Genomic DNA, 26,385 nt, shown 5'->3' with positions numbered 1-26,385 from the left:
CTAGAGAAATAATGTCAAAACTGCTATAGTGCCAGCAAATACCGACATGACACAGCGCTTAAAAGCATACATAATTCTAAAATTTTAGTAGTAAATGCCCGACAATATATCGGCTCATTGCCAAACTGTAAGCCTAGTATTTTCAAGCCTAATACTTTCAAGCTCACCATATGAAGCGTAGCGCTTTAAGCTTAATTAAAGGATAACCTGCTGATGACTAATACCAATGAGTTTCCAACGATGCCAACTATTGCAAGTGATAGACCTTGGCTAAATGCTTATGAGCGTTACGGTATCGATGCCACTATCGATATGCCAGATGACGAAACCTCATTACTTGATGTCTTTGAGCGCAACTTTCGCCGTTACGGCAAAAAGCCTGCTTATATCTGCATGGGCGCTTCTATTAGCTTTAAAGAATTGGATTTATACAGTCGACAAATAGCCAGTTATCTGCAATCTTTAGGATTGAATAAAGGTGATAAAGTTGCCGTTATGATGCCGAATATTTTGCAGTATCCTATCGTTGCACTTGGTATCATCCGCGCAGGCATGGTGCTCGTCAATGTCAATCCGATGTATACCAGTCGCGAGCTGTCACATCAGCTGCATGATAGCGGCGCCAAAGCATTATTTATCGTTGAGAATTTTGCCAAGACCTACGAAGAGGCCGAAGATAAAGGTCAAGTTAAGCACGTAGTCGTCTGCAAGATTGGTGATATGTTAGGGACGATCAAGGGAACCGTTGTCAATTTAGCCGCGCGTTATATTAAGAAGATGATTCCTGCGTATAATTTACCTAAGAGCACTAGCTTTAAAGAGGCGCTCAATACGGTATCGGCTAGCAAATATCAGCGTCCTGATCTGAATCTGAGCGATGTGGCACTACTACAATACACAGGCGGCACTACGGGCGTTGCCAAGGGCGCTATGCTATCCCATGGCAATTTGGTCGCTAATATGCTCCAGATCAGTGCGCTGATGAATAGCGCTTTTGATGATGATGCCAGCAGCGATGACGTTATATTGACGGCGCTACCGCTGTATCATGTGTTCTCGTTCATGGTTTGTGGAATGTACGGTATGTATCAAGGCTATGCTGGACTCTTGATTCCGAACCCGCGCGATTTGGATGGTTTAATCAAAGAGATGGGTAAATATAAGCCGGCCTTTATACCAGCGGTTAATACGTTATTCAATGGTCTAGTGCAAAAAAAGGCGTTTGCTGATTTGGACTTCTCCAACCTAAAAGCCGCTATCGGTGGCGGTATGTCAGTACTACCAAGCGTGGCAAAAGAATGGCATCAGATCACAGGCTTGCCTATCGTTGAGGGCTATGGTCTATCTGAGACCTCGCCCGTTGTAGCGTTTAACCCGATGACCATCGCTAAGTTCACAGGTAAGATCGGTATACCCGCCTCTAGCACTGATGTGGTACTGCTCGATGACGATGAGAATGAGGTCGAAATAGGCGAACGAGGTGAGATAGCGGTCAAAGGCCCACAAGTGATGATCGGCTATCAGAATCGTCCTGATGAAACCAAAAACACCTTTACTGCTAATGGCTATTTGAAAACGGGTGATATTGGTATTATGGACGAAAAAGGCTTTATCAAAATCGTTGATCGCAAAAAAGATATGATTATTGTCTCAGGTTTTAATGTCTATCCTAATGAGATTGAAGAGGTTATGACGGAGCATCCTAATGTATTAGAGTGCGGCGCTATCGGCATACCTAATGATGATCGCGGTGAAGATCCAAAGCTGTTTGTGGTCAAAAAAGGTGAGGTCACAGAACAAGAGCTGCTTGATTTTGGTAAAAAGCATTTAACAGGCTATAAGCGTCCGCGTCATATTGAGTTCGTTGATGAGCTACCTAAATCTAATGTCGGTAAAATACTGCGTAAAGAGCTACGTAAAATGGAAGGCTTAGAGTAATCTAGCTGCCTATTCTAATAAGCTCCATAATCAGGTTCCTAAACTAAATTTCTAAACTAGGTTTCTAAACTAAGCTACTTTAAGAAAAACAAAGATACTTTATCTTTGTTTTTCTGCATTTTAACCGAACAATGACGTTAGGCTTTTCTAGCGTAAATCTTGCTATTACGCGACTGTCACGTTAGGATATCTCATCAATTTTACGGTTTATTTTATTCACTGTTTATCCGTTTAGCTATTTATGATCCACAACACCGTACTCATTTTATACTAGGACACTTTATGCGTAATGATAACCGCCAGCTTAATCAACTTCGTTCGATCAGCTTTGAGCGCCATTATACCAAGCACGCTGAAGGCTCAGTATTGGTCAGCTTTGGCGATACCAAAGTATTATGTACTGCTAGTGTCGAGTCGGGTGTACCGCGTTGGCTTAAAGGCAAAGGCAAAGGATGGATTACCGCTGAATATGGCATGCTACCGCGCGCGACTAATACTCGTAACCAGCGCGAAGCCGCTCGTGGCAAGCAGTCAGGACGTACTCAAGAGATTCAGCGTCTGATCGGTCGTAGTCTGCGTGCGATGATAGATTTGAGTAAGCTTGGTGAAAACACGATTTATCTCGACTGTGATGTCCTGCAAGCTGATGGAGGCACACGTACCGCTAGTGTCACAGGCGCGGCTATTGCCTTGATTGATGCGATAGAGAGATTGCAGCGAACCAAAAAACTCAAAGCCGATCCATTAATCGGCTTGGTGGCAGCCGTTTCTGTCGGCATGAAGGATGGTGAGGCGTATCTAGATCTAAACTATGAAGAAGATGCCAGCTGTGATACTGATCTCAACGTTGTAATGACGCAAAAGGGTGAGTTTATTGAACTCCAAGGCACCGCTGAAGAAAAGCCGTTTACTCGTAAGCAAGCGGACGATATGTTGGCGCTAGCTGAACAGGGCATCGCTGAGCTTATTACTATGCAAAAGACGGCTTTGGGCTGGTAGAGTCATCGTTCAGTTTAGTCAATTCTTCGCTATTGATAACTTTTGATACCGCCTTCACCTATTAAGCCATTAACTATTGAGGTCTAATACATGCTTAAGCTCACTGATGAGGGCGCCAAAATTACTTTGCAGGAGCAGCCACCAGCGAGCGATAATGGGCTATTTTGGTTTGGGTCGGCGTTATTGATTGGCGCAATCGCAGTGGCAATGGCGATGAGCTTATTATCTGAGCGCTTATCTATTGCCGCGCTAGCACTATTAATTATAGGAAGTTTCTTTTTTAATAGGCAGCGCCAACAGCGTAAGAAAGCAATGGCTGGCGTGATTAATAGCGGTGTATTGTTGATCAGTGCGGGGTCCTTGATTCATGAGAATCAAGGCAAACGTAACACGATTACTATAGCCGACGGGGACAAAATCACGTTATACGGTGAGCAGCTACAGATCGTCGATGCCACAAACGTACGTAAATATCATATTAGCGGCTTTGATAATAGCCAAGAAGCCCAAGCGACTAAAGCTATCTTGCAAGGTCAAACACTTAATAAACGCCATGTTAATATTAAGATGAAAAGTGACTAGCTGTTTATTACTAAAATCTTGCACCTACCTTGCACTTATTCTTCAAAACCTCTTTTTGTCTAAAAATGGGTAATAATGCTTGCAGCTCGCTTTCAAAATGGTTTATAACTAGATCTTATACTTTCATAGCGACTGAATCAGACGCTATGATAACTGAGTTATTTTTGCTGTTTTGTGAGGAGTTAATCATGCCACAAGCGTCGATCAGCGCGTTAAATAATAGTTTATCTTGTGTGACTAAAATAATACCGATAACTGCTTTATTACTATCAATGCTAAGTGTCACCAGCCAAGCTCAGGCCGATAATATGAGCGCTCTCATCGCGCAAAAGTCTGCGCAACCTGAGCTGGCAGCCCCTTCTGCTAGAGTCAGTACCCGCTCCACTATCAAGCGTGCGGCATCTACATCAGCACCTACTTATAACTATAATAAGAGTGCTGCTCCTAATACTTATCGCTATCCTGAAATAGAGCCGACGCCCTCTGTGCTACCTGCCTTTCTTTCAGGTAGCTATGACAATGTCGATAGCGAATATTTGTCGCTGCTAAGTCAAGCTGAAATGCAAAGTAGCCCTGCTGCTCGCGAGGTTATTAGCACCGCTCGTAAAATGGCACTTAATGAGCGCACTATTATTCAAGGGGGTTGCTGGGACTATCTCAATGCCGTGTTCAATCGTGCTGGCGTGACGCGTGATACCCTGCATAAAGGATCTTATAGACAAGGCCCTTATGCCAATAGCAGTGAGATTGAGATTGGCGATTGGCTATATTATATCAATCATGGCTATAACGGCGTTGAGCACAGCGGCATGTTTGTCGGTTGGGTCGATGAGTCAGCCAAGCAAGCGCTAATACTGAGCTATGCAGGTGAGAGTCGTCGTGAGCCTGCACGCTATCGGGTTTATGACTTAAGTAATGTCTATCAAATCATGCGACCTGTTATTTAGAATAATAAAAAGCTACTCGCCATAAAAAAGCGTCCGTAACTCAGTATTACGGACGCTTTTATTTTATAGATAATGTAATTTTAAAAAGGTTTTACGATTACCAAAATTACGATAAATATCAGCGCAAAAACAGGCACTTCATTGAACCAGCGCCAAAACACGTGTGACTTATATTGAGGGTTGTCTATTAGTTTTTTACGATAAAATCCGCAGGCGCCATTATAAGCAGATAATAGAACCACTAAGACTATTTTTAGGTGTAACCAGCCCTGAGTTTTATAGACCTCCCAGCCCAGATATACCATCCACAAGCCAAGCGCCCACGTCGCTATCATTGAGGGGATCATAATACCGCGATACAGCTTGCGCTCCATAATCACAAAGCGATCCTGACTTATTCTATCCTCGCTCATGGCATGATAGACAAACAGGCGCGGCAAGTAGAAAATCGCTGCAAACCAAGTTACCATTGAGATAACGTGAGCCGCTTTAATCCAGTTTATATACTCTATCATGCTTATATTCCTAATGCTCTAGCTGTGTTTAGCCATGTTTGAATGCGGGCAAGCTTAACGTATATTGACTTGCTTTAACAGCTATCAGACTCACTATGACCGCAACTTATCTAAGCAAAAACTTATTCGGCTAATAAAACTTGCATCTGATGACCACTCATAGCGTCAGTGACAGGCAACAGCTTGGGCGCTCTGGGTGCTGCAATATGCTTAGTCAAGCCCAGCTCACGCATGAGTCTATCATCACTAGCCTGACTGGCATTACCAGTAGTCAGTAGCTTATCACCATAAAAGAACGAGTTTGCTCCTGCCATAAAGGCCAGCGCTTGCTCACTATCAGATAAGCTCTCACGACCCGCTGATAGGCGCACATAACTGGTCGGACAGCAAATGCGAGTCACGGCAATAGTACGTATCCACTCGAGTACTGACAGCTCACCCTCGCTTAGCACTTTATCACCCAGCGGCGTGCCCGCTATCGGCACTAATAGATTGACAGGTATCGACTCTGGCGCTTTGGGCATTTTGATCAGCTCGCACAGCCAGTCAATCCGATCATCACGGCTCTCACCCATGCCAACGATATTACCGCTACAGACATTGATGCCCGAAGCGCGTACATTACTTAGCGTATCTAGACGATCATCATAGCTACGAGTGCTGACCACTTGATCATAATAGTTTCTAGAGGTATCAAGGTTATGGTTATAGTAGTCGAGTCCAGCATCGGCTAATTGGCCTGCTTGCTCGGGGTTGAGCATGCCTAGAGTCATACAGGTCTCAAGCCCTAAGTCTTTGACTTCTTTGATCAATTCGACCACATAAGGCATGTCTTTGGCGCTAGGATGCTTCCACGCCGCGCCCATGCAAAAACGCGATGAGCCGGTCGCTTTGGCACGCCGTGCCGCTGCTATAACTTTATCAACTTCTAAGCGTTTTTCAGCTTGCAACTTGGTCTTGTCACGGTGGTGACCAGATTGTGAGCAGTAGCCACAGTCCTCAGGACAGTTGCCCGTTTTGATTGATAACAAAGTACTGATTTGTACTTCGTTAGCGGTAAAGTGCTGACGGTGAATGGCCTGTGCTTGTGATAACAAGTCTAATAATGGCAATTCAAATAGCGCTTTAACCTGCTGGCGACTGGGTTTGTCGGCCAGTGAAGTCGTGTTGGTTTTTGATGTATTATCAGCAAAATTATTTTCAGTCAGAGTGTCAGTGTCAGTAGATAAGGTAGGTTCAGTGATACTTAGCAGGCCTGCCATGATAAGTCCTTTTATAAGAATAGAGTAAAACCAAAATTTGAATCATAAAAAAGGTTGCCGTATTAGTATACCGCAACCTTAGTATCTTAGCAGAACCTAGTACTAGCAGAGCCATAAATTATCAGAACTGAGCTTTAGCGCTACTATGTCAAGCTTGCTAAACTATTTACCTAGTTTATGTTTAGCCACACCGACCCAATGCTCTGCAAACTGTTGCGCTTTATAGACATAAGGTTTAGCTCTTTGAATATGCGGCTGCAGCTCTTCTGGAATCTCAGGGACGATATGTTTGGCCAGCTTATTGAACCACATAAGGAGGCTATAATCGCCCTCAATGCTTAGGTTGCCTTCTTGCACTGCCGTCATAAAGCCAGGCAAGCTACCTTTAGTCAATAGCTTAACACCTGTCATAGAGTCTTTAAACTTAATAGTCAAATCAGCATTATCGGCATGACCACTGTGCTGCGTGAACTGACCGTTGTCAAAGCTAAAGTAACGCGCTATATCAGAGGCTTCACTAATGAATTCAATAGTAACTTTGCGATCCGCTAACTTGGCCTTAAAGTCTTCGTTATCGCTATCAGCGAGCATCGATAAGCGATAGCCTACGATAGCTAGTAGAGCATCTAATGGATCAGATTTTATATCTAACACAGGAATAGTAAACATGATGGATCTCCTAAATAGAGGATAAAGAGGTGAATAAAAATTAAAGGTACTCTATAGTAATTGTTAGCAAAATTATAGTGCTAAATTATAACTCAATTGTCATTATTTATTCATCAGTTTTGAGATATAACGCTTGCAAAACAATATATTAAGTGAATAAAAAAGCGCCCTGATAAGGCGCATAATTTGTGATGCATAGTTTGATTTTGGATATTAAAGCAATACTTTTATCATTGAACTACTCAAAGCGTGGCGTATAATCATCATCATAAATAGGGCTATGCTCAACATAACGCGCAGCCTCAAGCTCGCGCTGTTGCTGCAAAGTAGGGCTAACATCCTCATAACGCACGGCGCGATAGAGCACCCAAGCAAATAATGGCAGCCAACTAATACCCATAGCCACGACATACGTATGCCATTGGGACAATGTCGTCCAGCTTATCAATAGGCTCTGAATAATCTCAACAGCTAGCCAGTAGAGGACGCCGCCGAGTACATACCAAAGTAGCCAGCGCTGAGAGGATAGGGCGATGGCAAAAATCAAACTGGCTAATAAGCCATAGCCTAGTATAGCCGCGCCGCTTAGAGAGCCTACAGAAATACTGGCTAGAGTGCTACTCGATAATAGTGTCAAAAGCATCATTCATCTCGCTATGCAAAAGGTGAATTTCAATACCCTATTATGAGAGTTTTGCCTGTATATCGAAAGACCAAAACGCGACTTTGCGACAACCGTTGACGTCTATTTTTAGGAGAAAGAATTACCTTTTCGACATTGCTTTTTGATGATGCAAGATATCTATATCTACCAAAGATTCTATTTACTATTGTGATCATTCGTTTTATTCGTCAATAAGCTTTGAATGATTAGTCCGATGTCCCCACCAAGACAATAACGATACCAATACTGCGCCTAATAACATAAGACTTAGCGTGGTGAGCCAATGAGCGCCAGTAGGGTACGCCCAAGGTGCAACATTAGTGATAGCCTCAGCGTTTAGACTGCCCAAAGCATCTACTTTCCAAGGCCAAACCTTTACTAATGAGCCTGCAATAAAGCCAGTAAGCAGCGCCAGCGTGGCCTGATAATAGCGCGATAGTAGCCATTTTAGTATGCGGGTAAATAGCAATAGCCCTGTGAGCATGCCCGCCATTAAAGTAATGATAGTCGTCAAATCAAAGGTATGTACCGCCTCTAAAACGGTATCGTAAGCGCCTAACAGCAATAAGATAAAGGATCCAGATACTCCCGGTAAGATCATCGCACAAATAGCAATAGCGCCTGCAAAAAACAGATAGGGTAAGCTTGGACTGCCTGCCAGTAGCGGCAAACTACTAATGACAACTGCGACTACTAAGCCTGTGATAAATAATCCTGCGCGCGCAGCATTCCAGCGTTTTATTTCAGTTAGCAAGAGTAGTACTGTCGCTACCACTAGACCAAAAAAGAACGACCAAATCAGTAGTGGTTGATTGTCGAGCAAGCCTTTGATAATACCTGCTAAAGTGACGATGCTAGTGCCAATACCTAATAGCAGAAATAATAAAAAAGTGGCATCAACTTGTCGCCATACTTCCATAAAGCCCTTGATGCCACCTTGTCTGCGAAATACTGACCACAGATTAGGGCCAATACTACCTAGCGCATTAATCAGGCGCTGATAGATACCTGCAATCAGCGCAATGGTGCCGCCAGAGACACCTGGGACAATGTCAGCAGCGCCCATCGCCATACCTTTAATATAAACAGCAAAAAACTGCTTGGCGCTATCGTGAGTCGGCGCTACGCTATCAAGTGTTTGGTTCGACGAAGTTGACGTTGATTCTGATAAAGCTTCATCAGGCTTTGATGCCGTCATGGACGACTCCTTTTGCGGAATATAAGTTGAAAGTATGAGTCGTAACTAGCACGGAAAATAAGCTGAGTGAACGAAATAGTCGTAAGCCCAGCTTATAAAATAATAATCTATCAATGCTTATGCTTGCGCTTGTACTTATGCATTAGCGACTAGCGCAGGATAACCTAAAGCATATAGAACACCCTCAAGTCCTGTGACATTGACAGCTGCGTCAGCACGCGCTTGGACGATAGACTTGGCTCGATAGGCGACGCCTAAATCGGCAATTGCCATCATGGGCAAGTCATTAGCACCATCACCAACACAGACTACTTGCGACATAGCAATCCCTAAACGCTCTGCGGTGTGCGCGACGATAGCTGCCTTTTTTTCACCATTGATGATAGGCAGCTGGATATGACCGCTCACCTCATCTTCATCGATATCTAGATTATTGGCATGCACCTCATCTATCCCTAGTTGTTCAGCAATATAACGAGCAAAATAGGTAAAGCCACCAGAGACTAGTATTGTATGATAGCCTAAGGCTTTGAGGGCGCTAATAGTCGTACGTGCTCCTGTCGATAGTGTAAGCCGCGCGCAGATCTCATCAAGCACGTGAGTTGGAACCCCTTTGAGTAACGCTACGCGCTGAGCAAAGGAGTCATCAAAGTCAATCTCACCGCGCATTGCAGCCTCGGTAATGGCTTCGACTTGCATGCCGACCCCAGCAGTCTTGGCAAGCTCAACAATAACCTCTTGCTCAATAAGAGTGGAATCCATGTCAAAGCAAGCTAGCTTATGGGTACGCAGCATATGACCCACTGATAAGATATGACAATCGACTAAGTCTGCGCTATTAAAAGCTGTCGCCATTGCCGCATCGCTGCCTATTGCACTTTGCGTTTGATGATGCGTTGCCAAGTCGTGACGCAGGCGTGAGGTCAACTGCTCATCAATCATATGCGCAGCAGCAGTCTTCTTGGCAGGATGCATTAGGGTATCGCTGACAGGTACGAGTAAGTAGCGAAATACCTGTGCTTTAATAATTGGGAGCAACGCAGGATTCTGATTTGAATTTACTACGATACTCACATTTGAACTATCATGAGCGTCTGCATCACTAGTAGTCACATACGCAGGATTGGGCGTATTAACGCTAGAGTCTACAGAGATATCTATATAATTGGCTTCAGTATCTTCTGCTACGGTCACAAGATGCCAATTGGGCTGCTCATCGACCCAAGACTGGATATACTGGTGAATATCTAACACCGATACTTGTACGGGTAGCACGACAATGACTGCAAATAAGGGCAGGGATTGTAGCGCATCAAAATCACGCAGACCAATATCATCAGGTAATAGCTCAGCAATAGAATCAACGGCTTGTTGCCATGCTTTGCTGTCTTTTGGTAACGAATACGATATTTTTTTTGGCATGGCTCAATTGTCCCTTGTATGCGCAGATAAGATTAGGAATAATAACAGCTTTACAAGGTAGCGCCTATAGGGGCTATTAAACATTCGGCGATAGTACTGGCAGCACCTCTATTTTAGCTAGGCTCTGTTTGATCTTTCATAAATGAGCACTGCTAATAGCTAAAATAGCCGCTTATACAGTAGCCGTTACTTATTAAAGCTACTATATCTGCCATAAAAGATAAAACAGTCGACTAAAAAGCGCTATGATAACCAAAGGCATTTAGGCAAATATTATTGCTAAGCGAATTATTGCTAGGTAAATAAAATCGTTAAGTGTCCTATAATCGCACGTCTTTTTCATGAAAATGAGCAATAGCCTCGTTTTCGATTTTCTCCTTTAAATAAGTTCACTCTATCATGATGTATTTAGCGCCTAGGCAAGGGTTGTTTGCCATTATTGTTTTGGTTAGTTTTTGTCTGCAAACCTTATTACTTATTATCAGTACTGACCAACAGCTGAGCAATAGCCGCGCATTAAAAGGCGAGCAAATGGTCGCGCAGCTGATTGATGAGGCGCGTCTGTCTTTAGAGAATAAGGATAGAGTCAGTCTCAGTGTCATCGCCAATCGCTATACTAGCGAGCAGGACGTTGCGCGGTTGGTAATAAAAGATACTGACGATACTATCTTAGTGCCCGTGGGCAATGCGCCTATGCAGCAAGGCGATACTATCGAGCAGATAGCGACCAAAGGTGATGCGGTCATCGGTAGCGTGGCGCTGACCTTAAAAGATATCAGCAAAGGCGAAATTATCACTATGCAGTGGCCATTTGTGATCGGTTCGCTGTTTTTGCATTTATTATTGTGGGTCGCATACGGTTATATTGCCCGTCCTACCAAAGCGCAAATCAATGCTTTAAGTCATAAAATTGATGATATACATCGGCAAAAATACGTTAATGACACGGTAAGACGTACTCGTCAGCCTTTGGATGATTTCAGTGATCACGAGCTTGGGAGTGAGAAGATAGATTCAACTGATAAAAGCATGATACCCGGCCATAGTGCAGCGACTAAGGCTGAAAGTACGGGTGCGGCTATTAATACCGCTGTGATTCATAATGAGCTTAATGCTTATCTAAAGTCGCAGCAAAGTGGCGGCGGCCTAGAGGAGTCAGTAGCCAGTAGTGATAAGGATCAAGTACCAGATACAGCAACAGCGGATCCGTTAGCGTCTATAGGCTCGGCTACGCAAAAAGCCAATAGTAATAAGTTGTCAGCAGCGCGCAGCTTTGACAGTGTCAGCGTGCAAATCAAGTTCCATGATGAATACAAGATGATGGAGCGCCTAGCGCCTGAGATGCGCATGCCGTATTTGGCGTTATGCACTCAGCTATTAGATCAAGCACTGAGTGAGTTGTTACAACAGCCTTTGCTGCTAGGCGTCAGCGCTACGAATAAGCCTTACTTTGATGAGAGCGGTGCGCAAGTTATCCTCAAAGCGGATAATAGCCATGCCAAAGTAGCGCTTGCAGGAGTGATGCTAGGCAAGCTGTATTTAATGCTTAATAAGATTATCCATGATAAGCATATCGAGCTGGCACGTTTTGCTCTACCTGCAAAAGCTGGGGTCAGTGATAGCGCGCAGAGCGATGCTATGACTCAATTGCTCAAAAGCGTCGGCAAAAAGGAGCAAATGCTCATCTTATTACCTAGTGCAGCGCTTAGACAGATTGCAAATCATGTTCAAGTGCATAACCTTAGTCGTCCGACTACTGTTTATGAGCGCGAGTGCGCGGTGTTTGAAGGCGCTAATGATGCGATGATTCAGCGCTTGGCGGATGTTCGTAATGCAGTACTTATGACAGGCAATGAATAGCGATAAATACAAAAAAGATTGACAAAGCCCCTAAGAGACTTTATAAGGCATAAGTAACAATGTGAACTATCTTTTTTAATGACAGGAGACCGCTATGAGCGATGCTGATATCGACGACGATTTTGATGATGATTTTAGTGACGATGATGATGCAAAGATGGTCGAAGAGGCTGAGACTAGTGTCCGTACGCGCTTGAGCAGCCTTGAGAAGCGTCGTCTAATAGATAACTTATTAGAAGAAAAGCGTCTGGCAAAAGAGCTCAAAGATGAGCTTGATGATTTAGATAGCCTAGACGATAGCTGGGATGAAGATGATGACTGGGATGATGAAGACGATTGATAGCTGCTTGATAACTGCTTGATAATTATTTGACAACTATTTGATAGTTGTTGTACTGCCCAAGTCGTCATAAAAGTTGCCAGATAACGCTTTATCATATCTTAACTATGCTAAGCTAATTGCTTTATAAAATTTGCTATTGTGTCTATTGGCACGCTTTACCTTTCTACCTATTATATTTGTACTGTAATGAATGATAATACTGGGTAGATATAATTGAATTTCGTTTTTGTGATGCTATTGATTTGAGGCTATTATACTATGAGCAATCCAATGAGCTTTGATGCTTTACTAGATTATTTAGACAATCAAGAGAGTCAATATGTGCTCGATAGCGTGGCTATGCACGGGTTTTTGACGGCTACCGTTATTGGTCCAAATCTACCAAATTGGCTAGAGGCGCTATTTGAAGGTCAAACCAGCAAGATTCCAGAAAATGTCGTTGACGGGATCAAGCGCTGGCGCAAATCTATTATGGATGAGCTCAAAAACGAGACACCTATCGCGCTGCCCTTCAATGAAGATGCGGGCAATGAAGAGGTCAAAGTAGACTTCTCTGATGAGTCAGATTTGGTCGCTTGGTCTATTGGTTTTGTCGATGCGATGTATGCTGATGAGGCTACTGATTGGTTAGAGAACGAAGAAAATGCTGACGATGTAGCAGTACTAACGCTACCTATGATCGTCCTCAGTGGTATCGATGATGAAGACCCTGAGCTTATGCAAATGCGTGGCGACGATGACAAGATGGCACAAATGGCCAACAGCATCGAAGGTAACTTAACTGAGCTATTTTTGTTGTTTCATACTAATGACTGATAGCAGTCTATCGTTTTAAAATAAGGCTTATTATGACCGTGCAACTCTCCAATCTTGAGCATTTGCCGAACTATCAGATTACTGAGCGCTTAGATGTGGTTTATGGTAGTACGGTACGCTCAAAACACGTTGGCAAAGATCTTTTTGCGGGTCTCAAAAACATCGTCGGTGGTGAGTTGACTGCTTACACTGAGCTATTAGAAGAGTCGCGCCAAGAGGCGATAGATCGTATGATCGTCAAAGCCGAGGCGCTAGGCGCTGACGCGGTAGTAGGTTTAAGATTTTCGACCTCTAGCATCGCTCAAGGTGCTTCTGAATTGTTTGTCTATGGCACGGCAGTCAAGGCTGTTCCTATGCAGCAGCAACCTAGCTATCAGCCATCAAGCGGCCCACATGACTCATCTGGACACTATTCATCAAATTCAACCAGTCCGCAGCAACCCGACACCGCTGTTGAAGATCTGCCTCGTTTTAACCCTTTTGGCTAAGCTATCTATGACAAGCGACCTAAGAAAAGAGATCGGTGATGAATAACTCTTTTACCCAAATGCTGTTTAACTATGCGCCACTGCTAGTACTGTTCGTAGTGGGCTGGTTTTTTGGCGCGCGCCATGAGCGTCAGCATTTAGCCCGCCTGAAGATAGCTGAGCTTGAGCTACGCCATATTATCGTATCGACTGAGCGCTTTTATCAGCCCAAAATGAATCCTGACACTCAAGGCGAGCTGGTACTAGGTAGCGTGGTCATTGCACAGGATTACTTCAAGATGATCATCGCCCGTGTGCTCAGTCTCTTCGGCAAAAACCTAACGACTTATGAGACGCTACTTGATCGTGCCCGTCGTGAGGCTATTGTGCGTATGCGGATACAAGCACAAGCTGCAGGCTATAACCATATCTACGGCTTACGCCTAGAGGTCAGTAATATCAATCAATTGGGCAGTATGGTTGAAGCCATTGCTTATGGTACGGCGGTAGTTAGTACTGAGCACTAAAACTTTACTCTACTTACTCAGAACAACTCTTTTAGTTGAAACTCCTCTTTATTTGCAGCAACCTTCCTTATAAATATTCTCTTTAAACTATCACTGTTTTTTTGATTCATTTGATGGCTATCTTAGTATGCGTAGGGTACGTTCCACGCACCGATTACAAAGTTATAATCGAATATCGGTGCGCGAAGCGCACCCTACAAAAGCTCTACGAAAACTAAATATTATTTCATTAAATTATTAACGCATTCGTGAATTCATGCTCTCTTTTTTATCATCCTCAGCTTGTTCTTTTACTTTGGCAATATCAAACAGAAACGTTCGGTTTTTGAGTATCGCGACAAATACCACGCCGCCGATAGTATTACCGACTAATACTATGATTAAAAATAGTAAATAGCTGGGTAAGCTCACCGTATTACCATACATTAAGGCTGAAAACACCTCGATATTACCGACAATACTGTGGTGCAAACCTAAAAACCCAATACTTCCCGTAATTAAAGTGACTAGCACGATACGACTAATGGTATCGCGTGCAGAGGTCACTAGCCACGCAGCCACGCCCATCATCCAACCTGCTAGAATTGAACTACCAAATATCACCCACCACTTAAAGTCTAAGACGTGCTGGGCGTAAGCATCAATGTCAGCCACGCTAAACAAATCCATGTTAATACCAAGGCCAATCATCAGTGCAGCAAACAGACAGCCACCGACAATATTACCTGCGATGACAATGCCCCAAAGTCGTAATAGCTTGTGCAAAGGCTCGATACCATTGAGTACAGGTAGGCTAAGCAATGAGGTTTGCTCAGTGAATAACAACGACTGACCGATGACGACGATGATAAAGCCCAATGGATAGAGCAGGGAGGATAAAACCATCGCGTAGTGGCTGGGCACTACTTCGCTCAATAGTGCAAAGGCGGATAGAATGACAAATAAGCTAAAGCCAATCTCTAGCCCTGCAGTAAAAGCGCTAGTAAACAAGGAGCCTAAAGAGCGATTAAAGGTTTCTTTGGCATCAATGACTTGCTCAACTAAGATGCTAGCATAGCTTTTAGGCTTGCTTAGGTTGTCATCGTTGGCGACTTTTTTGATGGTATCAACGTCTTCTTCACTAATAGTTTCGGAGAAATCGTGATCTTCTAGGTTTTCGGTAGCAGCCGTTTTACTACTGTTATCATCTTTGCTCATTTTGCTAGAATCAGGGCTGGTTGACTTAGGGGTTTTGGGCACAAGTAGCTCACTGTTTATCAGATTATAGCTTTGGATTAAAAAGATTTATTGTAGACTATAATCAGCTTATATGATGTTGATGGATAAACGGTTTGATGTTGTTAATTGTTTACTACTCTTTAAAGAGCTATACGTCTAATTCACCTTAACGCTAACAAAATACTGCTATCTGCGTTAAAATCACGCTATTACTTATTTTCTCTAAATTTACCACATTCATTTTAATAAACATTATCAATAAAAGACGTATTCACTATGACCATTCCTAATTCTAAAACCAACCTTACTCACTCTATCCAAGCCGCTCTAAGCCAACTTGAGAACGCCTACAATCCCAGCGATGTCGAAGCAGGTATGTATCAAAACTGGGAAGACAGTGGCTATTTTCAGCCGACCTTTGATAAAGACGAATCGTTCTCTATTGCCTTGCCACCGCCAAACGTGACAGGCTCGCTACATATGGGACACGGCTTTAACAATGCCATTATGGATGCGTTGACCCGTTTCCACCGCATGGATGGCGATAATACTTTATGGCAGCCAGGCACCGATCACGCGGGTATCGCCACCCAAATGGTCGTTGAGCGTCGTCTCAACGCCGAAGGTATCAAGCGTCATGATTTAGGTCGTGAAGAGTTTATTAATAAGGTTTGGGAGTGGAAAGAGGAGTCGGGCGATAATATTACTACGCAGATTCGTCGTTTAGGTAGCTCAGTCGATTGGTCACGTGAGCGCTTTACCATGGATGATGGCCTATCCAACGCGGTAAAAGAAGTATTCGTACGTCTGTTCGATGATGGCTTAATTTATCGCGGTAAGCGTCTAGTCAATTGGGATCCTAAGTTTCAAACGGCATTATCAGATTTAGAAGTTGAGAACCATGATGAAAAAGGCTCACTTTGGCATTTCCGCTATCACTTTACCGATAGCGATACCACTACCCAAGATGGCAAAAACTATCTTGTCGTAGCGACGACACGCCCTGAAACCTTACTTGGCGATACGGCAGTCGCGGTCAATCCAAGTGATGAGCGTTATGCGCACTTGATTGGCAAAACCATTACTTTGCCGATTACTGGACGAGTCGTACCTATCGTCGCTGATGATTATGTCGAAAGCGATTTTGGTACAGGCTGTGTCAAAATAACTCCAGCCCATGATTTTAATGACTACGATCTAGGTCGCCGTCATGAGTTGCCATTGATTAATATGCTAGATGGACATGCTAATATTTTGGTAGATATGGAAGTATATCCTGACTTGCAAACCCGTGATCCTGAGCTTGAAGCCACACCAAGCGATCATAATGGCGTGACTTATGCTGGCGTTGAGCGTTTTGCTGCCCGCAAACAAGTCGTTGAACAAGCAAAAGCGCAAGACTGGTTAGAAGATATCGAAGACTACGCGCTCAAAGCCCCACGCGGCGATCGTAGTGGCGTCATCGTCGAGCCGTGGTTGACCGATCAGTGGTATGTCGCGGTTGAAAAACTGGCCAAACCTGCTATCGATGCGGTAGAGAATGGCGATATTGAGTTTGTGCCTGCGCAATACAAAAACATGTATATGGCATGGATGACTGACTTGCAGGACTGGTGTATCAGCCGTCAGCTGTGGTGGGGACATCGTATTCCTGCTTGGTATGATGAGGAAGGCACTATCTACGTCGCCCGTGATGAGGCAGAAGTGCGCAGCAAATACAGCTTAGCTGATGATGTAAAATTACGCCAAGACGATGACGTCCTTGATACGTGGTTTAGCTCTGGGCTTTGGACGTTTAGCACCTTGGGTTGGGCCGACGAGTCCGCTGATAGAAAGGTATTAGAGACCTTCCACCCGACGAGCGTACTGGTCACAGGTTTTGACATTATCTTCTTTTGGGTCGCGCGCATGATCATGATGACCATGCACTTTGTGAAGAACGATGATGGCAGCCCGCAAGTGCCATTCAAGACCGTTTATGTACATGGGTTAGTGCGTGATAGCTTCGGGCAAAAAATGTCGAAGTCCAAGGGTAACGTCCTCGATCCTATCGACATCATCGACGGTATTGATCTTGAGACGCTAGTAGATAAGCGTACTAGCAATATGATGAACCCCAAAGACGCGGCCAAAATTGAAAAGCAAACCCGTAAAGAGTTCCCAGAAGGTATCGCGGCTTATGGTACTGATGCGCTACGCTTTACTTTTACCTCGCTAGCCAGTACGGGTCGTGATATTAACTTTGATCTCAAGCGTGTCGAGGGCTACCGCAACTTCTGTAATAAGATTTGGAACGCCAGCCGTTTTGTATTAATGAATTGTGTCGATAAAGAGGGTAGTGCCAAGCCTATCGACCAAACGGCTAACGTGGAAGTTTGGGAATTACCTGAAAAGTGGATCATGAGTCGTCTGAACTCTAGTATCAAAAATATTCATCAGCACTTTAATCAGTATCGCCTTGATATGGTCAGCCATGATATTTATGAGTTTATCTGGAATGAATACTGTGATTGGTATGTTGAGCTTGCCAAAGCCAGCTTAAATGATGACTCGGTATCGGATGAGCGTAAAGCACAAATCCGCTATGTACTCTTGCATGTACTAGAGACCGCATTGCGCTTTACTCATCCGATTATGCCGTATCTGACCGAGCAAATCTGGCAAACGGTGGCACCTCTATTGGGTCGCAAAAACACCGACAGCATCGTGATTGCTGACTATCCACAAACTGATGACGCACAAATCAGTGAGCAAGTTGAAGCCGATATGGCGTGGCTACAGGAGCTAATCGCTAGCGTGCGTAACATTCGTGGTGAGATGAAGCTGGGCAACGCGGTACGCCTACCAGTGCTACTACAGAATATCTCTAGTGAGGAAGACGCGCGACTATCGCGTATCGCCAATCAGTTTAAAGCGCTTGCCAAGGTCGAGAGCTTAGAGATCGTCAAAGAAGGCGATGAGGTGCCATTGTCATCATCAAGTATGGTCGGTCAGCTACGGGTACTCGTACCGATGAAAGGTCTGATCGATCCAACGGCTGAGCTTGCACGTTTGGGTAAGTCATATGATAAGTTGAAAGGTCAGTTAGAGGGCATCGCGCGTAAGCTAGGTAATGAAAGCTTTGTCAGTAAAGCACCAGCGGAAGTGGTCGATGCGGAAAAAGCGAAACTGGCTGAGCTAGAAGGGCAGCTCACGGCGATGACGGCACAGATGGAGCAGTTAAAGGCGTTGTAACTAAAGCGTAAGTATCTATAGTAATAAAAACGCTGTCACGATTGTGATGGCGTTTTTTTATCTCGATTAGTGTCTAATTTTTCTATTTTTTATGATATAACTAGTTACTAGAAAATTTGCTTGTAACTCATTGTACTATGCGCTCTTATATTAACTAAAAAATATCGATAAACGTTTAATTTTTATCAATAATTAAATTTTAGATTCAACTTTTTTGGAGATGTCTGCATGGAAAATATCAAAATTAGACCTAATACCAAAATAGGTCAGCTTGATGCAGAAAATGATGCCTCATTCTTAACGGAGTGTTTTATTGATAATGGGCTAGTTGATACTCTTTGTGACAGCATGCAAAGTGAAGCTATAATTTTAGGTCGTACTGGCGCAGGGAAAACTGCTACCTTAATGCATATCAATGAAATTGTCGATAAAGACAATTCAAAGTTGATTGATTTAGAAGATATTTTTCTAAATTATCTTGATAACTCTAATGTAATAAAATTTTTACGTGAAAGTGGAGTTAATTTGGAGATATTTTACAAATATTTATGGAGACATATAATTACTGTAGAATTCATCAAGCTAAAATATCCGCAGTGGAACAGTAACAATAAACTATCTAATTTCATAAATGAGTTAGCAAATATAATCAAAAAGCCTCAAGAGAGAGTAGCCTTTAATTACCTAAAGAAGTGGTCAGATAAGTATTGGATAGAAACAGATGAAAATATCAAAGAAATAGTTAGAACCTTAACTACAGATATTAAAGCAGGGTTTGAGAGCGAGAATCCAATAGTCAATATTACATTAGAAGGCGCGAAGGAGCTGAGTGAGGAAAAGAAAATTGAAGTTCAGAACAGGGCACAGAAAATAATTAATAGTATTCAAATATCTGACTTGTCTAATGTTATTAAGCTGATGAATGATTACATCTTTAGTGATAGTAAAAATACTTATTTTCTTCTTATCGATAAAATGGATGAAAATTGGGCATCCATAGATATTAAGTATGATTTAATTAAAGCATTAATCGAAGAAATAAGACATTTTAGAAATATCAATAATGTAAAGATAATCGTTTCATTAAGAGTAGATCTATATCAGTTAACTTTAGAAAAGACTAGATCTAACGGTTTTCAAGAAGATAAGTTACAATCTTTAATCTATAAACTTCGATGGGAAGAGGATGATTTGAAAGAGATTGTCGATAAGAGAATACAGTTTTTGTACCAAAATAAATATACTAAGGACAGTGTTGTATTTGAAGATATATTTCCAGCAAAGAATAAGAAGGGAGATGCGTGGTCATACTTAATACAACGAACTTTCTTGCGCCCAAGAGATATTCTTCAGTTGGTGAACTATTGTTTATCTAACTCAGTAAACAAGGTTTCAGTAGATTGGGGTGCTATTGTTAATGCAGAAAAGGAATACTCGCGTGATAGGTTAAAAGCTTTATATGAAGAATGGTACGATATTTTCCCTTCACTTGAATACCTAGTGCCTATACTTTTAGATATACCAAATGAGCAGATGTCAGCTGATGAGTTAAGAGAACGTATTAATGATGAAGCGATCATAAAAATATACCAAGACTTAGAAAAAAACAACATCAAAGATTCTATATCTTCTTCTTTACAACAGTATTGGGAACAAGATAGTAGTGATATAACTGATTTTAGAAATGAGATTATTAGTTGTTTTTATAGAACTGGCCTGATAGGGCTATCTGAGGATTATCCTGACAGTTTTGATTGGTCATTTAAAGATGTCTCATACAAATCAAATATGGATTGTAGAAAAGCAAAGTGGGCTAAAGTACATAAGATGTTTCATCACGCTTTACATATAAAAGAATAGAGAATCACGCTTAGTGTACTAACACAATGTTTTGTATAAATAATTTTCTATAATTGAGTATTTCATGAACCATCTTACCGTCGGACAACGCGCGCCTTTAAGCAACCTTGCTATTGACGATACCGCACCCATCACGCTCAAGTTCACTCGCCAAAGCCCAATAGAGATGGATATCAGCTGCTTTGCCTTAGACGCAGCGGGCGAACTGATCAATGATGATTACATGGTATTTTATAATCAGCCAACCTCACCTTGCGGGCAAATCAAGCTCACCCATTACGAGTCGCAGCCAACGTCCTCTAGCAGCATCCAAGCCGAGTTTGAAGTCAATCTATCCAAACTGGCTACGAATATAGACAGCTTGTTTTTTGTGTTATCAGCCGACACCCCGCTGAATCAAATTCAATCGTTAGAGATTGGCATTTGGCAGCAATCACAAAAAGCGCAGGCAGAATATCAAGCAGCAGACTTTGCCCAGCAGCAAGCCAGTATGCTGATGCAGCTTTATCGTAAGAGTGGAGTTTGGCGTGTCGCCAATGTGGCGCAAGGCTTTAATGGAGGACTAGCGGCAATCGTGCAGCACTTTGGTGGCGATGTAGAAGAGGGTAAAAATGAAACTACGGCTTCACCAGCTCCGCAACCCTCTAAAATAAATACCTCAAAAATTCCCTTAGAAAAAGTGATGCTAGAAAAAGCACCGAAACTCGTTAACCTCGCCAAAAAAGCTACCATTTTACTAGAAAAACGTCAGTTACAGCAATTAACGGCTAAAGTTGCTTTAGTATTAGATGCCACAGGCTCAATGAATCGACAATATAAAGAAGGTCGCGTACAAGAAGTGGTCAATCGTCTATTGCCATTAGCAGTCAGTTTCGATGACGACCAAGCGCTAGACTGTTGGGCATTCGGTGAGCATTGTTCTTATTTAGGTGAGGTTGGGCTGAACAACTACGCTGATTTTATTGACACCGTACAAGGTGGCTGGCGTAAATGGGAGCTGGGCGCACGTACTAATAATGAGGCAGGGGTGATGAAAGCGGTTACTGATTTTTATCAGAATGATGGACTCAACGTTCCCGTTTATATTTTATTCATCAGTGATGGCGGGGTGCGAGATACGCGTGGCATTACTAAAATCATGACTGAAGCGGCGAAGCTTCCTATATTCTGGCAATTCGTTGGTTTGGGTGGTCGCAGTTACGGCATATTAAAAGACTTAGATGATATGACTGGACGACTGCTTGATAATTGCAGCTTTTTTGAATTAGACGATTTGGATGATGTTAGCGAAGAAGCTTTATATGAAAATATGCTAGAAGAGTTTCCAAGCTGGCTCAAAGAAGCTCGTAAGATTGGATTGATAGCAAAGTAAGTAGATGTTAATAGCATCAATTCTTTTTGCGTTGTTTATTTTGCAGCGGATATACCAACTGCGCCACAAAGCCCTCTGGTATTTTTGTATTCGCTGTCGTACCGTATTTTTTTGGTAAATGGTCTGGTAGATGAGCGGTTTTAAATATCACATCATAAATGGGCAAAAACGCAGCAAAGTTTTTGTCCCATGCCTCTTTTTCTGACGAATGATGCCAATGATGGAACTCTGGCGTTGCCAGCACCCAGCGAAAATACGGAAAACGAAAACGTACATTGGCATGAATAAAAATGGCGTGAAAAGAGATAAACACCAAGTAAGCATAAGTTGCCGCTGGAGAGAAGCCCATAAACAATAAGGGAATATAACCGACAAAACGATTCACAATCAGCTCAAATACATGCACCCGACTTGCCGCCAGCCAGTCCATGTGATGCGAAGAATGATGCACGGCATGGATGCGCCACAGAGACGGGACTTTGTGCATACTGCGATGAATCCAGTAACTAAAAAAGTCCACTACAATCAAAATCTCTATAAATTGCAGCACTAAAGGCTGACCACTTACTATCTGATGCCATGAAGGATTAAGCCATTGGTTAAATAAAATCTGTGCAGGAATGATAGTAAAAAAACTGAGTAATTGGATACCCAAATGGCTAAACAAAAAGTATTTAATATCTGTTACCCAGCCCGATCGCAACAACTTTTGTTCTTTATATTTGGCATAAAACCGCTCCATAGGTATAAACACTAATGCGGAAATCACTAGAGTCAAAACAAAATAATCCAAGCCTGCATATAGACTACGCTCATAGTAATTGGGCTCGATCTGTCCTGACGCGAGCAGCGCTGCCAAGGCATTGAGTAACATACCCGCCATGCCCCAGCGCTTAGACGGATTGCGTAGTAGACTAATAACACCCGACACAAAGCCAATAACTACACTGGCAAACAATAGGCCTCGTAAAATATTGGCATCATATAAGGGTCTAAAATCTGGTGTGGTAAGCAGATTGGGGAATAAAAAACACAGAGCGCCAAGGGTGGCAAGTATGCCCAAAGACACCGCAACGAAGGCAGACACTTGCCCTGAGCCTTTTTTTATTTCACGGTCTTCAAAGTGCTTTCGGAGTAGTTTGCTCATAAGTTCAATTCGTTAAGGCAATTTGAGTTTAATTTAGCATTGTTTGACTCAAATAAATATCTTATTTACTGAACATTATTAGATAAATACTATGGATTTTCATAATTGAGGCAGCTATAGTGTGATTCACAACTCACCCTTATTGTCTACCAGCCGTTATCTCGGACTATTGGAATAGTTATGCTAAGTAGCTATACTGAATAACTGTACTAGCTATTACACCCTTACACCTTATTGATAAAAGGAATCATTATGAGTCATGCCTTCAAAATATCAGCAGCACTATTCGTTAGTAGCTCTTTACTAGTTGCAGGTTGCGCTACTATGGGTCAAACAGCCAATAGCCCTGCGAATAATGAATACGTATTGCCTGAGCAGATTAATGAAGGCTATTGGGCTGCAACTTCTTTGATTAGTGATGAAGCAGTAGTCGTTAACTTTAGATCAGGCGTTGCCAATAACTATAGTTTTAAGTGTAATGCTGATGGTAGCTATAGACAGATCGGTGCTGAAAGTTACAAAATGGTGCCTAGTAGTACAGGCATAGGATTACAGACTGAAGGTGAGCCTGTGTTTTCTGAGATAAGTGTAACGAGTTTTGTCCCCAAAAACTCTATGAGTATAAACCAACAGCCTACCAATCCTGAGATTAGAAAAGCGCTGCCTAATGGCTTGAACTATAATTATAAATATATGCCAACTTTGACACCTATCTGTCCTTGATAGGGCGCGATTTTTATAATAGGTAAACGCTCGTATTTGTGACGGCTAAGTACACCTAAAGTAAAGCTAAGGCATTGAACTTGGTCTCCAAACAGAGCAAATAACATAGACAGTATATTTAATTCATTTTTCTATTATCTTTGGAGTAATCATCATCTTAAATATATATGCTTTATTGTGGATTGCCCTGACATTTCTTGCCTTCCTTATTGCCGTAAGTAAAATAAATGCTTATAGATCGATGGTCAATAGAGGCGTTAGCGCAGAAAAAGCTAGTGCTACTGATTTTAAAATAGAAAATAGTTTTTATAGAATTAATGATGCTATCTCACATGATATTATATTTTTTCATGCCTCTGCATCAGGTTTGGCTACGATTTTATTGGTTTTAGTCATTAAGGGTAAGATACTATTTCCAGAAACAGTTACCTTTTTTGGGGTGATATCTCCCGTTGTCATCTTTATGATTAGCATAGTATTGCTGTTACTCGCTTTTTACTTTTTTAGTATTTCAATAATCAAACTAGGGACAACTTTAACTAGATTACAGATCAGAGATAAAGCGATCAAGACTAGATACGCTATCGGTGGTGCATTTGCCTATTTCCTACTCTTTGTGCTTATTGTGCTTTTATTAGTATAGAGCACATTAGGGCATGCCCTCATAAACGCTATTTAACAGAACGTTAAAACCGCTATAGCTCCACGCTACAGCGGTTTTTTTATGCCTACCTATCTAATACTTTACGATTAATGCTTAGTAAGCTCAAAGTAAGCTCAAAGTAAGCACAGTATGGCAAAGTAATCCATCATAAGATCCCTCGTTAGTCTTATTCATACATAAAGCTGTTGAGATAAATGGTATATTCAAAGCATCACTCAACGGATTCTGAGGTAGTTATGAGCCTAAATCTTTACGTTTTTCTCTGGGTTGCCTTTACATTCTTTATCTTCTTAATCACCGTAACCAATATAAAAAGACATAAATCACTTGAAGTTGGTGGCTCTATGTCAAAAGCACTAAAAAACGACAGACTCGATATCGAGACCAGTTTTTATAGAGTAGATGCTACCTTGCATGATATTGTATTTTTCCATGCTTCTGCCTCAGGAGTGGCGATAATTTTATTATTTCTTATTCTCAAAGGTCAAACCCTATTCCCTGGAACCGTGGCGTTTTTTGGTGCGCTATCCTCTTTTGTCATAGTGATCATTAGTACCGTTCTGCTGATATTAGCGTTTTATTTTTATACCATATCTATCTTTAAACTGGGCAACACCTTAGTCAAAACTCGTATTAATGGTGAGCAAATTAAGACCATGCACACCATTTTGTGCGTCTTCGGCTATTTCCTATTCTTTCCAATCATCGCCTTGATACTGGTTTAAGGGATATCGCTATAACACACCTTGTATAGCAAATAAAAACCGCTCACAGTCTAAACTCTGAGCGGTTTTTATTTGCTATTAAATACTAAATCTACCATTACTTAGCATACTATTACTCAGCATATAAGGGATTAAGCATTTTCGGTATAGTATAGCTGCTATCGACAGGCATTTTAAATAGGTTAGCCTTAATTTCTCCTGCTTTGACCCACTCAACTTGATTGGTTTCAAGATTTATAAGGTAAACAGAATAATACTGTCCTTTTTGTGCTATATAGCCAGTAGATCCTCCAGCGAATGCGACCGCTACAGTAAGCGCACCTGTTGCCATGCGTGCGCCCATTGATGGCTGAGAACCTGAAGCGGTTACTAAAAATATTTTATTGGTGCCTTCGCTTTTTTTAATAGTATTTAAGCTGGTAATGTCCAAACCTAAGTCTTTATAAGCACTAGGCTCACCAGCTGATACTTTATTCGTTCTTCGTATAGCTGAGTGTAGATTCAGATAGGCTTGATTGACTGCTGAATCAAAGTCATTAGTCGAGCTTAACAAAGGATAAGTTGTATTTAATTGATCTTTTGCATCATGAGTGACTAAAATATCCATCTTCGTTAACTCATCTTTAGTCAAAGAACCACAAACGAACGGTGAGGAAACCTTATTGATTTTAACCCCTTTCTCAGTCAAACGGGTTTTGACCGTCTGTGCCAATGCTTGGGAAGCTAAATCAGATCTTTGGTACATAATGTCATTTTTGCCACCTTCTACTCTAATCAGGCAGCCATCACTAATGATATTAACAGACTGAGCTTTTAGTGTTTGCTGAGTATTGTCATATGCTGAGCGCGTATCAGGTTTCATAGTCGTAGTCGCACAGCCACTAAAGATAGTGATGGCAGCAAGTGCTATGGGTAGGCTAAGTGCTTTGACTGATGGATGAGTGAACCGTGTAACCATAGATATCCTTGTAAACAACATAGAAGTTAAGAAGTAAAAGTAGGTAGAGTAAGGGCTACTAATAAGGAACTACACACAGCACAATAGTTTAGTAACTGGCGAATTATGCATGATTTTTTATGATTCTCCTACTATTATTTAGGCAAAAAACGCATTATTTTTGTGCAGTGGTTATCGCCTCTAAACTGATGTTAATACTCAAGATATAACATAAAACTATAAATCTAATCTTGTGCTGATTCGCACTTTATTGCATGATTGATGACTCAGTCATT

General features: G+C 42.1%; 24 protein-coding genes. 15 read left to right on the top strand and 9 right to left on the bottom strand.

Annotated features, from left to right (window positions below):
• Positions 1–213 precede the first annotated feature (213 nt).
• From ACR63T_RS11520 to ACR63T_RS11505, 4 genes are all read left to right on the top strand, one after another.
• Positions 214–1,938, top strand: a complete 1,725-nt coding sequence (locus ACR63T_RS11520) for an AMP-binding protein (protein WP_472784081.1) — start codon at positions 214–216, stop codon at positions 1,936–1,938.
• A 282-nt stretch (positions 1,939–2,220) separates the two neighbouring features.
• Positions 2,221–2,937: a ribonuclease PH gene (gene rph / locus ACR63T_RS11515; RefSeq protein ID WP_201570175.1), complete on the top strand. Its 717-nt coding sequence runs from the start codon at positions 2,221–2,223 to the stop codon at positions 2,935–2,937.
• A 90-nt stretch (positions 2,938–3,027) separates the two neighbouring features.
• On the top strand, positions 3,028–3,519 hold the full coding sequence (locus tag ACR63T_RS11510) for a hypothetical protein (protein ID WP_201570173.1): 492 nt from the start codon (positions 3,028–3,030) through the stop codon (positions 3,517–3,519).
• 188 nt (positions 3,520–3,707) lie between these two features.
• On the top strand, positions 3,708–4,466 hold the full coding sequence (locus ACR63T_RS11505; RefSeq protein WP_227680267.1) for a hypothetical protein: 759 nt from the start codon (positions 3,708–3,710) through the stop codon (positions 4,464–4,466).
• An 80-nt stretch (positions 4,467–4,546) separates the two neighbouring features.
• On the opposite strand, the gene ACR63T_RS11500 is transcribed toward ACR63T_RS11505, so the two are convergent.
• The 6 genes from ACR63T_RS11500 to serB form a co-directional block, all read right to left on the bottom strand.
• A complete protein-coding gene (locus tag ACR63T_RS11500) occupies positions 4,547–4,981 on the bottom strand; it encodes a CopD family protein (protein ID WP_472784080.1) in 435 nt (144 codons plus the stop codon).
• 122 nt (positions 4,982–5,103) lie between these two features.
• Positions 5,104–6,243 carry a biotin synthase BioB gene (gene bioB / locus ACR63T_RS11495; protein WP_472784079.1) on the bottom strand — a complete coding sequence of 380 codons (1,140 nt, stop codon included), beginning with the start codon at positions 6,241–6,243 and terminating at the stop codon, positions 5,104–5,106.
• A gap of 162 nt (positions 6,244–6,405) precedes the next feature.
• Entirely contained in the window at positions 6,406–6,912 is a 507-nt protein-coding gene (locus ACR63T_RS11490; RefSeq protein ID WP_305898899.1) for an SCP2 sterol-binding domain-containing protein, read from the bottom strand.
• A gap of 238 nt (positions 6,913–7,150) precedes the next feature.
• Positions 7,151–7,558 carry an AciT family ciprofloxacin tolerance protein gene (gene aciT / locus ACR63T_RS11485; protein WP_227680266.1) on the bottom strand — a complete coding sequence of 136 codons (408 nt, stop codon included), beginning with the start codon at positions 7,556–7,558 and terminating at the stop codon, positions 7,151–7,153.
• 199 nt (positions 7,559–7,757) lie between these two features.
• Positions 7,758–8,774, bottom strand: coding sequence for a DUF368 domain-containing protein (locus tag ACR63T_RS11480; protein WP_472784078.1), 1,017 nt, complete (start codon positions 8,772–8,774; stop codon positions 7,758–7,760).
• A gap of 135 nt (positions 8,775–8,909) precedes the next feature.
• A complete protein-coding gene (gene serB, locus ACR63T_RS11475; protein ID WP_472784077.1) occupies positions 8,910–10,196 on the bottom strand; it encodes a phosphoserine phosphatase SerB in 1,287 nt (428 codons plus the stop codon).
• 399 nt (positions 10,197–10,595) lie between these two features.
• Here serB and ACR63T_RS11470 point away from each other — a divergent pair, with 399 nt between their 5' ends.
• From ACR63T_RS11470 to ACR63T_RS11450, 5 genes are all read left to right on the top strand, one after another.
• Positions 10,596–12,056, top strand: a complete 1,461-nt coding sequence (locus ACR63T_RS11470; RefSeq protein ID WP_472784076.1) for a hypothetical protein — start codon at positions 10,596–10,598, stop codon at positions 12,054–12,056.
• Positions 12,057–12,150: 94 nt separating this feature from the next.
• Positions 12,151–12,396 (top strand): PA3496 family putative envelope integrity protein, encoded by a 246-nt coding sequence (locus tag ACR63T_RS11465; RefSeq protein WP_305898896.1) that lies wholly within the window; start codon positions 12,151–12,153, stop codon positions 12,394–12,396.
• 261 nt (positions 12,397–12,657) lie between these two features.
• A complete protein-coding gene (locus ACR63T_RS11460) occupies positions 12,658–13,215 on the top strand; it encodes a UPF0149 family protein (protein ID WP_201570158.1) in 558 nt (185 codons plus the stop codon).
• 32 nt (positions 13,216–13,247) lie between these two features.
• The gene (locus tag ACR63T_RS11455; RefSeq protein ID WP_201570156.1) at positions 13,248–13,703 is read left to right on the top strand and encodes a YbjQ family protein; all 456 of its coding nucleotides are present in this window, start codon (positions 13,248–13,250) and stop codon (positions 13,701–13,703) included.
• A gap of 38 nt (positions 13,704–13,741) precedes the next feature.
• On the top strand, positions 13,742–14,209 hold the full coding sequence (locus ACR63T_RS11450; protein WP_201570155.1) for a heavy metal-binding domain-containing protein: 468 nt from the start codon (positions 13,742–13,744) through the stop codon (positions 14,207–14,209).
• Positions 14,210–14,446: 237 nt separating this feature from the next.
• On the opposite strand, the gene ACR63T_RS11445 is transcribed toward ACR63T_RS11450, so the two are convergent.
• Entirely contained in the window at positions 14,447–15,448 is a 1,002-nt protein-coding gene (locus ACR63T_RS11445) for a formate/nitrite transporter family protein (RefSeq protein ID WP_472784075.1), read from the bottom strand.
• 255 nt (positions 15,449–15,703) lie between these two features.
• Between ACR63T_RS11445 and ACR63T_RS11440 the strand changes: the two genes are divergently transcribed.
• The 3 genes from ACR63T_RS11440 to ACR63T_RS11430 all read left to right on the top strand — a co-directional run bounded on the left by ACR63T_RS11440 (position 15,704) and on the right by ACR63T_RS11430 (position 21,893).
• On the top strand, positions 15,704–18,661 hold the full coding sequence (locus ACR63T_RS11440) for a valine--tRNA ligase (RefSeq protein WP_472784074.1): 2,958 nt from the start codon (positions 15,704–15,706) through the stop codon (positions 18,659–18,661).
• Between the two features lie 228 nt (positions 18,662–18,889).
• Positions 18,890–20,521, top strand: a complete 1,632-nt coding sequence (locus ACR63T_RS11435) for a P-loop ATPase, Sll1717 family (RefSeq protein ID WP_472784073.1) — start codon at positions 18,890–18,892, stop codon at positions 20,519–20,521.
• A gap of 64 nt (positions 20,522–20,585) precedes the next feature.
• Positions 20,586–21,893, top strand: coding sequence for a VWA domain-containing protein (locus tag ACR63T_RS11430; protein ID WP_472784072.1), 1,308 nt, complete (start codon positions 20,586–20,588; stop codon positions 21,891–21,893).
• A gap of 16 nt (positions 21,894–21,909) precedes the next feature.
• Here the strand turns inward: ACR63T_RS11430 and ACR63T_RS11425 are convergent, their stop codons facing one another.
• Positions 21,910–23,040 (bottom strand): sterol desaturase family protein, encoded by a 1,131-nt coding sequence (locus tag ACR63T_RS11425; protein ID WP_472784071.1) that lies wholly within the window; start codon positions 23,038–23,040, stop codon positions 21,910–21,912.
• Between the two features lie 252 nt (positions 23,041–23,292).
• Between ACR63T_RS11425 and ACR63T_RS11420 the strand changes: the two genes are divergently transcribed.
• From ACR63T_RS11420 to ACR63T_RS11410, 3 genes are all read left to right on the top strand, one after another.
• Positions 23,293–23,763, top strand: a complete 471-nt coding sequence (locus ACR63T_RS11420; protein WP_472784070.1) for a hypothetical protein — start codon at positions 23,293–23,295, stop codon at positions 23,761–23,763.
• 175 nt (positions 23,764–23,938) lie between these two features.
• Positions 23,939–24,406 (top strand): hypothetical protein, encoded by a 468-nt coding sequence (locus ACR63T_RS11415; RefSeq protein WP_472784069.1) that lies wholly within the window; start codon positions 23,939–23,941, stop codon positions 24,404–24,406.
• Between the two features lie 365 nt (positions 24,407–24,771).
• Positions 24,772–25,152 carry a hypothetical protein gene (locus tag ACR63T_RS11410; RefSeq protein ID WP_472784068.1) on the top strand — a complete coding sequence of 127 codons (381 nt, stop codon included), beginning with the start codon at positions 24,772–24,774 and terminating at the stop codon, positions 25,150–25,152.
• Positions 25,153–25,264: 112 nt separating this feature from the next.
• On the opposite strand, the gene ACR63T_RS11405 is transcribed toward ACR63T_RS11410, so the two are convergent.
• Positions 25,265–26,110, bottom strand: coding sequence for a hypothetical protein (locus tag ACR63T_RS11405; protein WP_472784067.1), 846 nt, complete (start codon positions 26,108–26,110; stop codon positions 25,265–25,267).
• Positions 26,111–26,385 lie beyond the last annotated feature (275 nt).

The sequence above is a fragment of the Psychrobacter sp. M17(2026) genome (genome assembly GCF_055699815.1).
Note: the sequence above shows the minus strand (reverse complement) of the source record. Positions and strands in the feature narration are given on the sequence as shown.

Excerpts from the sequence above, each read along its gene's own strand:
- ACR63T_RS11520 (WP_472784081.1), top strand. The coding sequence starts at position 214 with ATGACTAATACCAATGAGTTTCCAACGATGCCAACTATTGCAAGTGAT.
- rph (WP_201570175.1), top strand. The coding sequence starts at position 2,221 with ATGCGTAATGATAACCGCCAGCTTAATCAACTTCGTTCGATCAGCTTT.
- ACR63T_RS11510 (WP_201570173.1), top strand. The coding sequence starts at position 3,028 with ATGCTTAAGCTCACTGATGAGGGCGCCAAAATTACTTTGCAGGAGCAG.
- ACR63T_RS11505 (WP_227680267.1), top strand. The coding sequence starts at position 3,708 with ATGCCACAAGCGTCGATCAGCGCGTTAAATAATAGTTTATCTTGTGTG.
- ACR63T_RS11500 (WP_472784080.1), bottom strand. The coding sequence starts at position 4,981 with ATGATAGAGTATATAAACTGGATTAAAGCGGCTCACGTTATCTCAATG.
- bioB (WP_472784079.1), bottom strand. The coding sequence starts at position 6,243 with ATGGCAGGCCTGCTAAGTATCACTGAACCTACCTTATCTACTGACACT.
- ACR63T_RS11490 (WP_305898899.1), bottom strand. The coding sequence starts at position 6,912 with ATGTTTACTATTCCTGTGTTAGATATAAAATCTGATCCATTAGATGCT.
- aciT (WP_227680266.1), bottom strand. The coding sequence starts at position 7,558 with ATGATGCTTTTGACACTATTATCGAGTAGCACTCTAGCCAGTATTTCT.
- ACR63T_RS11480 (WP_472784078.1), bottom strand. The coding sequence starts at position 8,774 with ATGACGGCATCAAAGCCTGATGAAGCTTTATCAGAATCAACGTCAACT.
- serB (WP_472784077.1), bottom strand. The coding sequence starts at position 10,196 with ATGCCAAAAAAAATATCGTATTCGTTACCAAAAGACAGCAAAGCATGG.
- ACR63T_RS11470 (WP_472784076.1), top strand. The coding sequence starts at position 10,596 with ATGATGTATTTAGCGCCTAGGCAAGGGTTGTTTGCCATTATTGTTTTG.
- ACR63T_RS11465 (WP_305898896.1), top strand. The coding sequence starts at position 12,151 with ATGAGCGATGCTGATATCGACGACGATTTTGATGATGATTTTAGTGAC.
- ACR63T_RS11460 (WP_201570158.1), top strand. The coding sequence starts at position 12,658 with ATGAGCAATCCAATGAGCTTTGATGCTTTACTAGATTATTTAGACAAT.
- ACR63T_RS11455 (WP_201570156.1), top strand. The coding sequence starts at position 13,248 with ATGACCGTGCAACTCTCCAATCTTGAGCATTTGCCGAACTATCAGATT.
- ACR63T_RS11450 (WP_201570155.1), top strand. The coding sequence starts at position 13,742 with ATGAATAACTCTTTTACCCAAATGCTGTTTAACTATGCGCCACTGCTA.
- ACR63T_RS11440 (WP_472784074.1), top strand. The coding sequence starts at position 15,704 with ATGACCATTCCTAATTCTAAAACCAACCTTACTCACTCTATCCAAGCC.
- ACR63T_RS11435 (WP_472784073.1), top strand. The coding sequence starts at position 18,890 with ATGGAAAATATCAAAATTAGACCTAATACCAAAATAGGTCAGCTTGAT.
- ACR63T_RS11430 (WP_472784072.1), top strand. The coding sequence starts at position 20,586 with ATGAACCATCTTACCGTCGGACAACGCGCGCCTTTAAGCAACCTTGCT.
- ACR63T_RS11425 (WP_472784071.1), bottom strand. The coding sequence starts at position 23,040 with ATGAGCAAACTACTCCGAAAGCACTTTGAAGACCGTGAAATAAAAAAA.
- ACR63T_RS11420 (WP_472784070.1), top strand. The coding sequence starts at position 23,293 with ATGAGTCATGCCTTCAAAATATCAGCAGCACTATTCGTTAGTAGCTCT.
- ACR63T_RS11410 (WP_472784068.1), top strand. The coding sequence starts at position 24,772 with ATGTCAAAAGCACTAAAAAACGACAGACTCGATATCGAGACCAGTTTT.
- ACR63T_RS11405 (WP_472784067.1), bottom strand. The coding sequence starts at position 26,110 with ATGGTTACACGGTTCACTCATCCATCAGTCAAAGCACTTAGCCTACCC.